Origin of the sequence: Vibrio methylphosphonaticus (assembly GCF_023634655.1) — a bacterium.
GTDB classification, from domain to species: domain Bacteria; phylum Pseudomonadota; class Gammaproteobacteria; order Enterobacterales; family Vibrionaceae; genus Vibrio; species Vibrio methylphosphonaticus.
On the sequence record NZ_JAMKMS010000003.1, the window covers coordinates 95,509 to 110,186 of the forward strand.

A 14,678-nucleotide genomic window follows, 5' to 3' on the forward strand; every position below is an offset into this window, starting at 1 on the left:
TCTCTTCAGACCAGTTGAAAATAGGCTTACTAACGAAATTTTGGCTCTCAACACCAATAACAACCTGATTAGTAAGGGTTTAGAGTAATTACTTAGTGCTTTTACTCTACTTTGTGACAAAATGCGATCTAGCTATCATTTTCGCAACTTTCACAGATTAAACGTCGACACATCAAGGCTAACAGACTACAAACGAGCAAATATCATTTAAATCTAAATCGGGTATAAAGGCATACTTTTTGACGATTCCACACTTGATTTTCCATGGATTCATAGTGGCAGAAAGGGTATGATCTAGAGCGATTTTTGAGTGGCTAGGAGTATGGTATTGAAGGCAGTTCAGCATGTCGATTTATGGATTTGTCCACTCGTAGAACTTAATCAAGACGCGGATATAATTCGCGAACTGAAATCGTGGTTAAGCGATGATGAATTAAGAAAAGTCTCTCGCTTTCGTCAACCACAAGCCCAACTTACTGCACTCTATGTTCGCAGCATGTTACGAGGCATTTTATCTCGCTATTCACCTATTCAGCCCCAGCATTGGGTATTTGAGTACGGTGAAAAAGGTAAGCCTCGTCTAAGTAACTTGCAACGCACACAAACTGGGCTTGAATTTAACCTCAGCCATAGTAAAGATTACTTGCTCATCGCCGTTCTTCAATCCGACGATGAATCATTGATGCTCGGTACAGATATCGAACATTCGCGAGAAAGCACAGATATTCACGCGATCATGACCCATTATTTCGCTGCACAAGAAATAAATGATCTCAATGTGTTACCTCTAGAAAAGCAACGAGATCGCTTTTTTGACCTTTGGGCGTTAAAAGAATCGTATATCAAAGCAACGGGGAAAGGTTTGGCGACCTCACTAAAACAGTTTTATTTTGATTTTAATCAGGCAACGCCTCACTGCGTCTCATTTGTAGATAATGACAACAAGTCAAATACAGCTAAGGATTTAGTCATTTCATATGACATCACGGTACACTTCACGCCTGAGCATCAAAAAAGTCACAAGAATGCCGCCGCCAACTGGCAAAGCTATTTGGGTCGGTTAGATGACCAATATCGAATCGCAGTCACATTAGGTGGAAGCGAACGGCAGATAGAATTAAAAGGGATGACATTCGATCCCTCTCAATTAGTGATCCGTTAGCAATCAGTTAGTAATCGTCGCTTTCCTGATACAAATGCATGCTTAACTAGCCATTTAGCATTGCAGTGAGCACCTCTTCAGGTACAGGTTGTAAACGTTTGTCTTTGTCCAAACACACCATTTCTATATCACCGATAACTGCTGGTTTACTAGCACCTTCACGCCATACTTCCTGACGCCACAGTGTTTTATATTTCCCGTCCAACTCAAAAGACGTGCGAATATCACAGATTTCAGCAAACTCAACGCCATCTTGGAAGGTCATGTTGGCTTTATAAACTGCAAACCCTAGCCCATGATCATTCCATAGCTCGGCCAGTTTATCGCTGCCGAGTACATGCTCACGCGCTCGCTCGAAGTATTTTAAAAAATTAGGGTGATAAACCACACCAGAATGGTCGGTATCTTCGTAGTAAATTTGAACCGGATGGTGATAAATCTTACTCATGCAATGGCGTTCTCTCGTCGAATCAATAAACGCGGTAAACACCGAACAAAAAGCAGCGATTCACTCAAAGAACAAGTAATTCGCGAATCTATACGATGAAAAGCCAACGTAGGCGATGCCGCACTTTACCCTACTTCTTTTTACTTCTTCAATGATTCAACCGAGCTGTGTACACTCATCAGACCTCAGGACGAACCTGAACAACACCTAGCCAAGCGCTGTGAATAGCCACTGACATATGAAACAATCACTCTCTAAATAGAAAATGGGACCTGATTTTATTCAGATCCCATGACTGATGCTCTCTTTATTAACCCGGCGCTTCTATGTTTTATTTACTGCTTCTATATTTACTATAGCTTCGATCGAGTACATTATTTCGTTCTACTACATTAACTAGAACGCATCACATTAACTAAAACGCATTACATTACGTCGATTGAAGTGCCTGCTTTTTCTTCATTTTCATAGTCGAATACACAGAGAAGATAGCGAGTACGATAAACGCTAATGCTATTGGACGTTCATACAAGAATGACCAACTATTATCAAACATAAGCAATGATTTTCTTAGATTCGTTTCTGCCATCGGCCCTAAAATTATAGCAAGTAAAATAGGTGATGATGGGATTTCTAATTTACCTAAAACAAATCCTAAGAAGCCAAATGAGATCGCAATACCAATATCAAACATTGAATTATTAATGGCATAAGCACCAATAATCGACAGGAAAATAATGATTGGGATCATCAACATTTTTGGCACTTCGATAATTCGACAGAAGAAACGAATACCAAGTAAACCAATCAGTAACATAATGACATTCGCCACTAACATCGAACTGAATACGCCGTAGACTACCTCAGGGTTTTGAGCAAATAACAACGGGCCTGGCGTTAATCCTTGAACAATAAGCGCGCCTAACAAGACAGCAGCGACCGCATCTCCCGGAACACCTAAGGTTAACAGTGGTACAAGTGATCCCCCTGTTACACCGTTATTACCCGCCTCTGCCGCTGCTAAACCGCGAACCGATCCCTTACCAAATTCTTCTGGATTTTTAGATGAGCGTTTCGCTTCGTTATAACAAACAAAGGCTGATATATCTGCCCCTGCGCCTGGAACCGACCCTATTGATGTCCCTAGCAGACCACTTTTAACGGCAGTTGGCATCATATCTTTCAGATCTTGTTTGCTCATTAAACTACGATCAAACTTCGGTCGTGCCACTTTTTTCTCAGACAGCACTTTTTCAATTTGGTTAAGCGCTTCTGACAATGCAAACAAGCCGATCAATACCGGTATCACGTTGATACCACTATATAAGTCCATTACGCCAAACGTAAAACGTGGCACACTACTAATTGGATCTAGCCCAACCGTAGAAACCAATAACCCAATAGCACCCGCAAGTAGCCCCTTAAGGATATTTTTACCTGACACACTCGCGATAATTGTTAAACCAAATACCGCCAGGGCGAAATATTCTGGTGCATTAAATCTTAAGGCAAAGTTTGCTAATAACGGGGCAATAGCAATGAGGATAATGGTACTGATTAATCCGCCGATAAAAGAAGCAGTGGCTGAGATACTAAGTGCTCTCGCAGCTTGCCCTTTTGCCGCGAGTGTATGACCATCCAGTACCGTTGCAGCAGACGCTGGCGTACCCGGTGTTTTTAACAAAATAGCGGCTATTGATCCTCCGTATATACCGCCTATATATACCCCAATTAACATCACAAGTGCTGCCGTTGGCTCCATGCCAAACGTAAATGGCAGAAGTATCGCTACACCCATAGTGGCCGTTAAACCAGGTAGTGCGCCTAGAATAATGCCACCTAATACTCCAAACACGAGTACAGGGAATACGGCAAGGCTAAACGTGGCAGACAAGCCACCAATTAAATGCTCAAACATAGCGGTCACCTAAAACAACGAACCTTGAGGTAAGGAAATAACAAATACTTCTCCAAACAAGTAGTAAATGCCAAAAACAAATGACCACGCCACTACGTAATATAATGGTTTTGTGATCTTAAATACGACGAGATAAAGTGTAAATGCAAGAAGCGTAGCGTAAAGGTAGCCAATAAAGCTGATTAATACCGCGTAGCCAACAAGAAAAAATAAACCAAAAATAGATAATTTGGTAAAAATAGGCGAAGTCTCTTGCTTAGCAAGATTAGCCATTTTACTTTGAATCATTAATATAGCTGAGATAACTATAATTGCGATGGCAACAACGCTAGGAAAAAATTTGGCATCAACACTTGCGTCCTGTTGAAACATTGGCTCATTGAATTGACTTATGATGACAAGCGCAAAAAGGCTGATGAGGATCATAAGTGAAGGGAATATAATATTTCTATTGTTCATACTTTCGCCTCAATAAATATAGCGAAAAGTAGGAGCGAATACCGCTCCTACTAAATGCAAATTACTTAATTAGTTCACCTAGGGCTTTCGTATCCTGGTCAACAAATGCAGTAAACTCTTCTGCGTTCATGTTGTGAATAGTCATCGCACCTTTTTCCATGAAATCTTTAAATTCAGGCGTTGCCATTGCTTGGTCAAAGGCTTTACCTAATGTTTCAATCACTTCGTCTGGCGTATTTTTAGGAGCGCCAATACCACGCCAAGTGCCCGTACTTACATCGACACCTTGCTCTTTCAGAGTTGGTACATCTGGAATGAACGCAATACGTTCTTCAGACATCACACCTAAAGCTTTAAGTTGGCCAGAGCGAAGTTGTGCAATCGCTTCTCCTGGTGTCACCATTGTGACGTCCGTGTGGTGACCAAGGACAGCTGGAATCGCTTCAGAAGCGCCGTTATATGGAATAGCGTTAAGCTTGATCCCTTGATCTTTTTCAAGAGCCATCAAATAGAAATTTGGAGCCGCTGTTGAAGCAAACTTGACCGCACCATCAGCTTTCTTAGCTTCAGCAATCAGGTCGTTAATTGTGTTGTAAGGACTGTCAGCCGATACCAATACCACGGCCGGATCTAGATTCACCATACGAATTAGACGAAAATCGTCTGCGTCATGCTGCATTAGTCCCATTTGAGGTAATGATGCAATCTCACGTGTCACTACAGTTAAGGTATAGCCATCCGCTCTTTGCTGAGCACCAAAGCTCATCCCAACCGCTCCCGCACCACCAGTTCGGTTCATTACCGCAATATTTTGACCTAAAATGTCCTTGGCAGAGTTAGCTAAAGTACGACCAACGGCGTCGGTACCACCACCTGCACCAAACGGAACCACAAGACGTATGTTCTTAGTTGGATAGTCAGCAGCAATCGCAGATGTCGAAAGAATAATACCTGCAGTGACAAAGAGTTTTTTTAGTAAGTTATTCATAATATGACCTTTATACTATTATCTTGTTTGTTGTGTAGGGTTATTGATTTTTGTATTTTGATATTCACTCATCGTGATTTGTTCTATGGCAAGTGCAATCCAACCGCTAATAAGCATGTCGTACCATTGTTCTACTCCGCTGCACGCAACCACAATATCGCCATAAACAAACGATCCGTAAAATAAGACATCTCCCTCCCTTAATGACGATGGGTGTTGCGTTTGCATTTGAATATTGGGGCCAGATTGCCTCCATGCTTGCTGTGCTTTCTTTTTTGCTAATTCATCAAATGGAATCGTCCATTCACTTGGGTTTCCAAGTGATGCCTCAACCAACACCGCCTCTTCAAACGGCGCCTCCCAAGGCTTAACGGTTGGGTCCATCACAACGATATGAAGCTCCTTACGATTGGTACGCTCAAACAGTCGTTCAATCGAAGGTTTCGTCAATTCAATCGCATCTAACACGATGGCTTTGGTACTTCTCATAGTTAATCTCCTTGTCTTGCATTTAATATATTGTAAGACAAATTATTTTATTACCGTCAGTTTCCCCAAATGATAAATCGATCACACCCAACTAGGACAAGTTGCGTCACTGATCATATTTATCCTTTATAATAAGTAATTTAAGGTGATCTGAGACGTGTTTATAAATAGATATATCGAACAAACTATTTGTCTGAAAATAATATATATGAAATTAGCCATATTCTAAGATATGTCGCTTATTGCTAGATAACCAAATCAGCTCGTCACGCATCCTCACTCGCCATTCCACCTACTTTATTTCGACACTAAACCCTGTCAGCTAAGTAAGAAAGCGATGCGTAGCGATCACAAGGAGCATTAAATCGAGAGGGTATTCAAACGTCTGGTGCGCTATATGACGAAGATTTTAACAGAGAGGTATAGAAGCCGGATGCACCGTTTTAACGCCAACGAAAGAGAACATTGAGACGATTATTTCTAAATAAGAAACCGCTTGTAAGACGCACAGCAAGGATGCCATCGATCTCAATATTCAGCGTTGAAGCCTGGGTCTCAAAAACTAATGCAGCGGCACGAAATCAATAGAATTGTTGAGGTGAGTGCCCAGAATCACTGGACAAAAGCAATGAGTAAACTGGTTTAACTAGAGAAATTAAAGAGGCAAAACTTTGCTAGCGATAATCGCCTTGAGAAGCCTTTCGACTATGGCCTAGTCGCTTATCGCTCTTCCAACTATCCTAATAGGCCGTCATCCTCGTGCAGACGAGGAGCGTCCAAAGCGTGTGACTCACTTGAAGTAAAAACTAAGCGCCAGTATTCAACTCACAATGCGCTGATAAAGATCCCCTTGTTCAAGAGGGTGACAGTTAACTTTTATTTGTAGATGCAGTACCAAGCCAGAATTTAATCTGCGTTTTAAAAGGTAAAACACACTTCATAGACTTACTATTAACACTTAGCATTCACACTCTAGTATCAATGTCATTCGCGATTTTATTGACTGAGCTGCTTTTTGAATTATGTATCCGATAGGCCGTCGTTAAGTTCAATACGATTAGGCAAGATTCGAGCATGGTCCCCCCTACCGACCCCATCAATATATTATTAATAAGCCAGCACGACGCTCCAAGACAAAGGGTCAATCGAAGTGAAATCCCCTTTAGTTGAAAGATCGCATACGTGCCAATCGATGTACCAATAACAGAGAACACCTGTATCCAACTGGTCGCAAAAAGGCCACCAAATAATGCCAGCACCAATATCGTCGCCCAACATAGATATTGACCAGAATAACGAATGGCTAAGGCCGTACGTAAAAATGATAGTCCCGATGCAAAAGCCGACGTCATGCTTCCGAGTAAGATAAAGTGCAAAGCGTGAACAACATAAAAACCTAACATGCACTGTTTTAATCGTCGGTCATCGGTTTGCCAAAACGACAGTAAACCCAAAGCAAAGCTGCCAACGCCGACCCACTGTGCTATATCCATGGTACTTCCCAAATAAATAAGCCTCAAACATTGTTGAGGCTTAAAGGCTTTACGACAAGAGATGTTTGATTTACTAATTATTCAAGCCGATCACGACTTGTTAGCAACCGCGAGTACCTGTTTATTGCAGGTAGGTCGAATTGTTCGCTTTGTCTACTTCACTTAAGAATAAATCGAGTAATTCAGACCCTTTGTCACCGTGAGTTTCTCGTACGTACTTTTTCACCCCTGGTTGAGTGGCTTGGCGCATCGCTTCACGCTGCTCATTCGTTAACGAGTTAATCTTCATTTTCTTTTTAAGGCCCGCTAAACCACGATCATCCGATGCTTCGATAAGACGAGATAGACCACGGTTAGCACTCAACGCAATCTCTACTGCATCGGCAACGATTTTTTGCTCATCTGCTGTCAGACCATCATAAAAGTCTTTATTCACCATAAAAGTATATGGGGCAAATAGGTGGTTTGTTAAGGTTAGATACTGCTGTACTTCGTTAAACTTAGCAAACGACACGGTTGGAACCGGATTCATTTGACCGTCGATAACCCCTGTTTGAAGGGATGAGTATACTTCTCCCCATGATAGCGGGTAGGCTTCTGCCCCCAATGACTGAATAATTTTCTGGTGCGTCGGCAACGTCATCGTACGGATACGAAGACCTTTAAAATCTTCTAAATTTTCAATCGGACGCTTGGAGTTAGTCACAGAAAAGAAGCCGCCTGTATCAGGGAAACCTAAGATCTTCACATCTTTCATTTCAGCTTCAATATCTCGAGCTAAAGTTTGTCCAAATGGGCCATCGAGAACTTGATAAGTAGAAGCATTATTGTCAAACGCAAAAGGGACATCCAACACGCCAATTCTCGGATAGTAACCCGCTAAAGGTCCTACTGGTGACAATGTGCCTTGCAATTGTCCATCACGCACCATTTGGATGTGTTCTTTGGCGTTACCAAGCTGGTTGCTTGGGAATACTTGAACCTTAATCTCACCGTTTGTTGCCGTTTCTACGATGTTTTTGAATACGCCAGTAAATGCGTGGGCTGGGTTTTCCATAATGTCAGCTTTATTATCATGACCGATTCGCAATACTTTCTCTGCCATGGCAAAAGGGGCGGTGACAAAACTTGCAGCAAGAGCAGCAGCGACGAGCGTTTTCGATAGTGATTTCATAATGACTCCATTTCTATGAACTGGTTTTGTGTTGGGGGTGTATCGTGTTAACTCTAATTTCTTTATATAGACGTTTGCCTCCCATTTCTTTGCGGGCATTAACGTCTACAGTTGGTGCTCATTTAGCGGGGGACAACAAGCCAGTCACGCCTTCGCTAGATAAATAATCAAAGACGTCAATAGCCAAGTAGCCTCGGAATAAACAAGACAATGTCAGGGAAGAACGCGATGGCAAATAACAGGATCAACTGACCAATTAGGAACGGCATAAGTTCTTTGGAAATACCTTCAATTTTGGCACCTGTCACGGATGAGAGTACGAATAAGCAAGCACCTATTGGTGGTGTCATCAGTGAGATATTCAGTGCCAAGATGAACACGATACCTGCATGCAAAGGATCCATACCAATCTCTGCCGTTAACGGCACCAAAATAGGGGCTAAAATCACTAGCATGACGTTAATGTCCATAATCATGCCTACCGTCAGTAGCAACACGATAATCAACGCCAAAATCACATTTGGGTTATCTGACAACGCTATAAACATATCGGCGATCATCTGTGGGATCTGGTTAAAGCTCAACCACCAGCCAAGAATCGAAGCAGACCCAATAATTAGATAAATAACTGCCGATATTTGCGAGGTTCGCACAATCATATTAAACAACGCGTTAATAGTAAGATTGCGATAGATAAACGTACCGATAACCAATGCATACGCCACCGCGATTGACGCCGCTTCTGTTGGGGTGACGACACCAAATACAATGCCGCCTAAGATGATAAGTGGCATTAACAAAGCCAAAGCGGAATTTTTAAAATGATCGAGCACTTCTTTGAGCGTGGCCCGCTGACTCATTTTTGGTAAATTTTTACGCTTACCCATGGAGCCAATGATTGCCATGCACACTAAACAAACTAATAACCCCGGTAAGATCCCTGTCGCGAACAACCCGCCTATCGACACACCCATGAGCGAGCCATACACCACCATAAGTCCGGATGGCGGAATAGTAGGGCCAATAATCGAGCCTGCGGCGGTAACAGCACACGCGTAATCTTTGCTATAACCTTGTTTAACCATCGCAGGTACTAATGTACGCCCAAACACAGCAGCGTCTGCCGTTGCTGAGCCCGTAATTCCAGAAAAGAATACCGATGCGACCATATTTGAGTGGGCCAATCCTCCGCGAAAGTGCCCAACCAATGCCTGAGCTAAATACACCAAACGACTAGTGATGCCAGTATGATTCATAATTTCACCCGCTAGGATGAAAAACGGCATCGCTAGAAATGGAAATATATTCAGACCATTAAATATTTTACTCGGTGCCAATGAAGTAAAATGCGCACCACCGACATCATACATACCTGCCAAACCAGCAATACCGAGTGCTATGGCGATTGGAGCGCCGATTAGCATAAGACCCGCAAATATCAGTCCAATCATGACTGCTCTCCTTCAATGGCAACAACGTGTTGAGAAAAACTTAATTTAAATGCGTATAGATCCTCTAACCAAACAAGAAAAGCTTGGAATCCTGATAGCGCAAATGTCACCGGAACGGCAGCGTAGGCATAAGACATTGGCATTGCGAAAACGGTCGATAACTGGCTCGCACCTTTCTCTGCAAATGCGTACCCCAAGTAAGCGATATAACAAAAGAAGGCACATGTAATCGCGCCGACTATTATTTTGATAATACGTTGCACTACTTCAGGAAAGCGTTTTGTGACAAACTCCAATCCCATATGTTCCCGACCTGCCGTACAGCATGGGACCGCCATTAAAATAGCCCATATCATAATATAACGAGCCATTTCTTCTACCCAAACAAGCTGCAGCCTTAATATGTAACGATCGAGAACGCCTAACCAAACATCAAGAATAAGTAATGTCGTCAATATCCCGACGCACAGTTGATTGGCTTTATTCAACCTTAGCTTTGTGGTGGTAATAATATTGTTGGGTAATGTCATAAGCCCTATTCCTTTCCGTTGAATACAAACCTATAGAAAGATAAATCGCCGAAATAACGCGCTTCCTCAGCAGGTCATTTCACTCTACCTATTAATGTTGTCAGTAAAAATGACCAAGCTCACAAAAGAATAAAAGCATGATACTTTCAAACACAAAAAGAAAAATATATCTCTAAGATGTTGATGAATAACAATTTATTTGCAATTGCCGCAATGGGTAGCCAAAAATACTTGATAGAAAGTACCAAGCACTAATCAAATTAAAAATCAATAAGTTACAAAACCACAACAATAACAATGGTAAAAAGTAACATGCTTTTTACCATAAAACTCAATGATAGAAATTAGATGTGAAGCATGTTTTCAGCGATTCTATATGCGGGGGGATATTGAGTACCTAATGACAAGAAATCACTAATACTGAGTGATAATACTAATACTGCGGATAATCCTCGTACTGCGGACGATATTAATACTGTTGGTGATATCAATAGGAGAGACATCGCATAATTACTCTACCTCCCTCTTCAGGTATTCAGTATATCTGAAGGCCAATTTATCGAACGCGACCCGTCATTACTTGATAGGGTCAAGCCCAATTTGAGCGGCGTCATGGCTGGTAAAAGCTTGATATGGCCGTAATCCAAAGTGAGGCATCATAGAATAAATATGATCAAACAGGTCTGCTTGAACACCTTCATAGATAGCCCAGTCGGTATTATTGCAAAACGCATACACTTGAAGTGGTATTCCTTGTGGAGTAGGTTGCAACTGACGAACCATAATCAACATATACTGATGAATGTCTTTATTTGACCGTAAATAAGCATTAATGTACGCACGAAATAAACCTAGATTGGTCATTTTACGTATATTTCCTATTCCCTTGGCGTCCCCTAGCCCCTCATTGTAGTCTTTAATATCGCGCGATTTTTCATAAATATATTGACGTAAAATACGAATTTCTTTCAACGCTTCAATTTCACTGTCAGACATAAATCGAATCGAAGTGACATCAATATTCAAAGAACGCTCAATACGTCGCCCACCCGTATCCGACATTCCTTGCCAGTTGATAAATGCATTTTGCACCAACGCATATGCTGGGAGCATCGTGACTGTATTATCAAAATTGCGCACCTTAACCGTGGTCAACGAAATCTCTTCCACCGTTCCATTCGCGCCATAGGCGTTCATTTGTATCCAGTCATTCAAGCCAATCATGCGATTTGCTGACAGCTGGATACCAGCAACAAACCCTAAAATTGTATCTTTGAACACCAGCATGACAAAACCCGTTGCGACACCTAATCCAGATAAGAATATCACTGGAGACTCGTTGGCGAGCATTGACATAGAAACCACGATGCCAACAAAGAACGTAAAGAGCTTAATCAGTTGGACAAAGCTCTTGATTGGCATGCGACGAGTGAGGCCTTTAAACGTTGCAATGTCATTAAGGACGTCTAGAATCGAAAAAACAATCCACACAATCATGAACAAAACCAAAATACCCAGTACGCGATCAAGCACGCTCGCAAGCACGTCGTAGTGACCAACTGCAATAGGTAACAACACATCCAATACCATGACTGGTATCAATAGTGTGACCTTTTCCAGTAAATCGTATTTCGTTAAGCTATCGCTCAGAGGTCTATTCGTTTTTTGCAGTACATTTTTTACCGAACGGACAATTAAATGGTGTATGACGAAATAAAAAATGCCAGACACCGCTATGCTTGCCAATATAAACACAGAGGTCAGTTCAATGCCGTATGGGTCACTATGTATGCCAACCGCCGTTAACTTTTGGGAAATATAGCTCCGAATATGATTATCTAACACCAACCTACCCCTCGTAATGCGTGAAGCACTCTACATGTAACTCTAACAAACTGGGCTATCATAGCCGATATTGGTGGCTTTACCTGATGGCATTTGGCATTGAAATCTAAGCCAATCTCAACACCAAACTGTCACTGATTACTGACGCTGCGACTTCGCCTTCAACTGTTCAACAACACCAGAAGGAACCACTGAACTTAGTGCACTAAAGCATTGCTCGGTCGCTTTCGCAATATCGCCTTGCTGGACATTCCTCGCTAATACTTCACACTGGGCGTACAAATGTTGAGGGTTACCACTCAATCTGTACGCTTTATTCATAGCCTGTCCCGCAGCGAGCACATCCACCGGTTCAAGAGACAGTCCGTAGACATACCAATATTGTGAATCACTACTGGCTTGTTCGGCAGCTTGTCGTAGATATCTTCTTGCTTCAACATAATCTTTTTTCCTCAACAGAGCCAAACCCATACTGTATGGCAGCACACTCGATTGAGGTTGTGCGTCTATCCCCTGCTTTAACGTCGTTAACGCTTGTCGCTCATCGCCTTGCGCCCGGTACAAGTCCGCCAAATTGATATAGCTATTTTCAAAGTACGGCTCTATCTCAATCGCGCCTAAATAGTAGTTGATCGCCTTTTGTGTCTGTCCTATATCTCGATATACATTACCGAGATTAGTGCGACCAAACCCCCTGTCGGAATTGAACTCTTGAATCGCAATATAGTCATCCAATGGGGTTTTCAGAGTCTGTTTTTGTGCAGGATTGAGTTCACGCCAATAACGCACAAGTGCACCAGCAGCTTCAGCTCGTACCGATAGTACGGGGTCCCCTAATAGAAGACTAAGGATTCTCCATCGGTCGATGCCATTGTATCCCGACGAGCCAGCAATCGTGCCAAGACGGATCATTTCATTATCATGTTTAACGGCGCGACCCAATGCGACCAGCGTATTCTTATTATTATTACCACTCATTCGTTCTAAAGAAGAAGCACGAATGATAGAACTTATTGAGGCGTCTTGCGCCACGTAAGCTAGGGCATCAGGTGCCGCTTGATGGCCAATACTGTCCGCATAGAAAGCGACGGAAAAATGCTGTTGATTTCGGTGAGCCGAGTTAGGGAACCAACGGCCTATTTGCTCATCCGCCCATTGATCCGTTTTATCATCATGACATTGCGTACAAACGTTAGGCGTCTGGGTGTGCTGACTTAAGTCCGCTCTAGGGACATGCCAACTATGGTCGCGACGAGGGTCAACCTGCATGTACGTCGTTTCTGGCATATGGCACGTCGTGCATTTTGACGCCTCGCTATTTGGCAAATGAAACGTGTGTTTTTCAGCGCTATATTCAGCCGCGCTGTGGCATTGACTGCAAACCGCCTCCTCTGGTATTACTAATTTTGCACTGTGTGGATCGTGGCAATTGGTGCAAGTGACGCCTTTTTCCGCCATCGCCGACTGTAAGAAAGATCCATAAACATAGTCTTCATCATAGATCTGTCCATCGGAGTGATAGAGCTCTGGCGAAATTAAATTAAGACGATAGCGATCAAAAAACGAGCCGTTAATATGGTCACCCGTCTCATTCAATTGTGTTCGTCGGCTGTGGCACTGTGCACACGTTTGTAGTTGATTGGTTGCCTTGATTGTCTTAGGTTGTAACGTCTTACTACCCTGCTGGTAAACCCACTCTTTCACCGACTTGGAAAGATCGCGATCAAAGCCAAAGTGACTCGGTATGGCTATGTTTGGTTTTTTCTCAGCAGTCTGAGCAAGTTTAATATGTTCGCTCGCCGCACCATGACAGGCTTCACACCCAACGTTAATTTCCGACCAACTCGTGCTATAAGTATTCGTTGCTGGTTCATAGTTCTTTTTTAGATTGGTAGAGTGACAATCTGCACACATGAAGTTCCAATTTTGCCCGGTGTTTGTCCAATAAAACTCGTCTGTTGGAGTCGTGTCGGGGTATAAGTGAAACCAACGCTGGCCTCCTTGTGCTTTTTCTCTTGAATCCCACGCAAATGGAATGAGCTGTACTCGCCCATCATCAAACTCAACCATATATTGCTGAAGGGGCTCGAACGCAAACGTATAGTTAATCTGATAATCATGAAACTGACCGTCGGGACCTTCTATATTGACCCAAAATTCTTTGTCTTTACGAAAAAAACGATTACGTTTTCCTTGGTGATCGACAACCGCATTGTTGAAATTTCCAAGTACACTTTCGTCATTTGCATGTTTCATTGCCATATCATGATGAGAGCCCTGCCACGCCTGCCACGCTTGCTGATGGCAGTCGATACAAGCTTCACTTCCTACATACTCTGCTTGATTCTCAACCATCGCAGGTGACTGAGCGAATGCAGGCGGCGATAACGCTATCCCCGTAGCAAGCAGTATCCCCATAGCAAACAGTATCCCCGCAGAAAATAGTCCCCCCATCGCAGACAGTACCACCCCAAACTGAACTGCACAGACTACAAAAATGCCCGTTAACATTTTCCAACAACACTGCTTCATAACTATCCTTGTATCAGTAGCGTTCCTTGTTGTTTATCACAACACCTTTATTACTGTTGTCGTAATTCTTTCGCTCTCATGGTGAAAGATAGGACACTTTCTCTTTATTAGACAAGCGATTAACACTATTTTCAGAGAAATTGATTACAGGATCAAAAAAGAGCTCTTTCGAGCTCTTTCTATCTACTT

At 42.6% G+C, this 14,678-nt stretch carries 12 protein-coding genes; 1 reads left to right on the forward strand and 11 read right to left on the reverse strand.

All coding sequences use genetic code 11. The features are described from left to right. The first annotated feature begins 328 nt into the window (after positions 1 to 328). Entirely contained in the window at positions 329 to 1,162 is an 834-nt protein-coding gene (locus tag M9196_RS04510; protein ID WP_250616342.1) for a 4'-phosphopantetheinyl transferase family protein, read from the forward strand. A gap of 46 nt (positions 1,163 to 1,208) precedes the next feature. Here the strand turns inward: M9196_RS04510 and M9196_RS04515 are convergent, their stop codons facing one another. From M9196_RS04515 to M9196_RS04565, 11 genes are all read right to left on the reverse strand, one after another. Continuing rightward, the gene (locus M9196_RS04515; protein ID WP_250616343.1) at positions 1,209 to 1,610 is read right to left on the reverse strand and encodes a thioesterase family protein; all 402 of its coding nucleotides are present in this window, start codon (positions 1,608 to 1,610) and stop codon (positions 1,209 to 1,211) included. A gap of 430 nt (positions 1,611 to 2,040) precedes the next feature. Then, positions 2,041 to 3,528, reverse strand: coding sequence for a tripartite tricarboxylate transporter permease (locus M9196_RS04520; RefSeq protein WP_250616344.1), 1,488 nt, complete (start codon positions 3,526 to 3,528; stop codon positions 2,041 to 2,043). Positions 3,529 to 3,537: 9 nt separating this feature from the next. Next, positions 3,538 to 3,987 (reverse strand): tripartite tricarboxylate transporter TctB family protein, encoded by a 450-nt coding sequence (locus M9196_RS04525; RefSeq protein WP_250616345.1) that lies wholly within the window; start codon positions 3,985 to 3,987, stop codon positions 3,538 to 3,540. A 61-nt stretch (positions 3,988 to 4,048) separates the two neighbouring features. Continuing rightward, positions 4,049 to 4,975: a tripartite tricarboxylate transporter substrate binding protein gene (locus M9196_RS04530; protein ID WP_250616346.1), complete on the reverse strand. Its 927-nt coding sequence runs from the start codon at positions 4,973 to 4,975 to the stop codon at positions 4,049 to 4,051. An 18-nt stretch (positions 4,976 to 4,993) separates the two neighbouring features. Then, positions 4,994 to 5,464 carry a hypothetical protein gene (locus tag M9196_RS04535; protein ID WP_250616347.1) on the reverse strand — a complete coding sequence of 157 codons (471 nt, stop codon included), beginning with the start codon at positions 5,462 to 5,464 and terminating at the stop codon, positions 4,994 to 4,996. Positions 5,465 to 6,429: 965 nt separating this feature from the next. Continuing rightward, positions 6,430 to 6,957, reverse strand: a complete 528-nt coding sequence (locus M9196_RS04540; protein ID WP_250616348.1) for a YgjV family protein — start codon at positions 6,955 to 6,957, stop codon at positions 6,430 to 6,432. Between the two features lie 121 nt (positions 6,958 to 7,078). Beyond that, a complete protein-coding gene (locus M9196_RS04545) occupies positions 7,079 to 8,131 on the reverse strand; it encodes a TRAP transporter substrate-binding protein (RefSeq protein WP_250616349.1) in 1,053 nt (350 codons plus the stop codon). A gap of 176 nt (positions 8,132 to 8,307) precedes the next feature. Beyond that, positions 8,308 to 9,582, reverse strand: coding sequence for a TRAP transporter large permease (locus M9196_RS04550; protein ID WP_250616350.1), 1,275 nt, complete (start codon positions 9,580 to 9,582; stop codon positions 8,308 to 8,310). Beyond that, complete coding sequence (locus M9196_RS04555) at positions 9,579 to 10,112, reverse strand: TRAP transporter small permease (protein WP_250616351.1); 534 nt, start codon at positions 10,110 to 10,112, stop codon at positions 9,579 to 9,581. Before M9196_RS04555 ends, M9196_RS04550 begins: the two co-directional genes overlap by 4 nt. A gap of 576 nt (positions 10,113 to 10,688) precedes the next feature. Continuing rightward, positions 10,689 to 11,957 (reverse strand): mechanosensitive ion channel family protein, encoded by a 1,269-nt coding sequence (locus tag M9196_RS04560; protein WP_250616352.1) that lies wholly within the window; start codon positions 11,955 to 11,957, stop codon positions 10,689 to 10,691. A 138-nt stretch (positions 11,958 to 12,095) separates the two neighbouring features. Then, positions 12,096 to 14,375 (reverse strand): multiheme c-type cytochrome, encoded by a 2,280-nt coding sequence (locus tag M9196_RS04565; RefSeq protein ID WP_406707623.1) that lies wholly within the window; start codon positions 14,373 to 14,375, stop codon positions 12,096 to 12,098. Positions 14,376 to 14,678 lie beyond the last annotated feature (303 nt).

What these genes read in the sequence shown, in the direction of transcription:
- M9196_RS04515 (WP_250616343.1), bottom strand. Translation starts at nt 1,610, where the DNA reads ATGAGTAAGATTTATCACCATCCGGTTCAAATTTACTACGAAGATACC.
- M9196_RS04540 (WP_250616348.1), bottom strand. Translation starts at nt 6,957, where the DNA reads ATGGATATAGCACAGTGGGTCGGCGTTGGCAGCTTTGCTTTGGGTTTA.
- M9196_RS04530 (WP_250616346.1), bottom strand. Translation starts at nt 4,975, where the DNA reads ATGAATAACTTACTAAAAAAACTCTTTGTCACTGCAGGTATTATTCTT.
- M9196_RS04525 (WP_250616345.1), bottom strand. Translation starts at nt 3,987, where the DNA reads ATGAACAATAGAAATATTATATTCCCTTCACTTATGATCCTCATCAGC.
- M9196_RS04565 (WP_406707623.1), bottom strand. Translation starts at nt 14,375, where the DNA reads ATGGGGATACTGCTTGCTACGGGGATAGCGTTATCGCCGCCTGCATTC.
- M9196_RS04535 (WP_250616347.1), bottom strand. Translation starts at nt 5,464, where the DNA reads ATGAGAAGTACCAAAGCCATCGTGTTAGATGCGATTGAATTGACGAAA.
- M9196_RS04520 (WP_250616344.1), bottom strand. Translation starts at nt 3,528, where the DNA reads ATGTTTGAGCATTTAATTGGTGGCTTGTCTGCCACGTTTAGCCTTGCC.
- M9196_RS04545 (WP_250616349.1), bottom strand. Translation starts at nt 8,131, where the DNA reads ATGAAATCACTATCGAAAACGCTCGTCGCTGCTGCTCTTGCTGCAAGT.
- M9196_RS04555 (WP_250616351.1), bottom strand. Translation starts at nt 10,112, where the DNA reads ATGACATTACCCAACAATATTATTACCACCACAAAGCTAAGGTTGAAT.
- M9196_RS04550 (WP_250616350.1), bottom strand. Translation starts at nt 9,582, where the DNA reads ATGATTGGACTGATATTTGCGGGTCTTATGCTAATCGGCGCTCCAATC.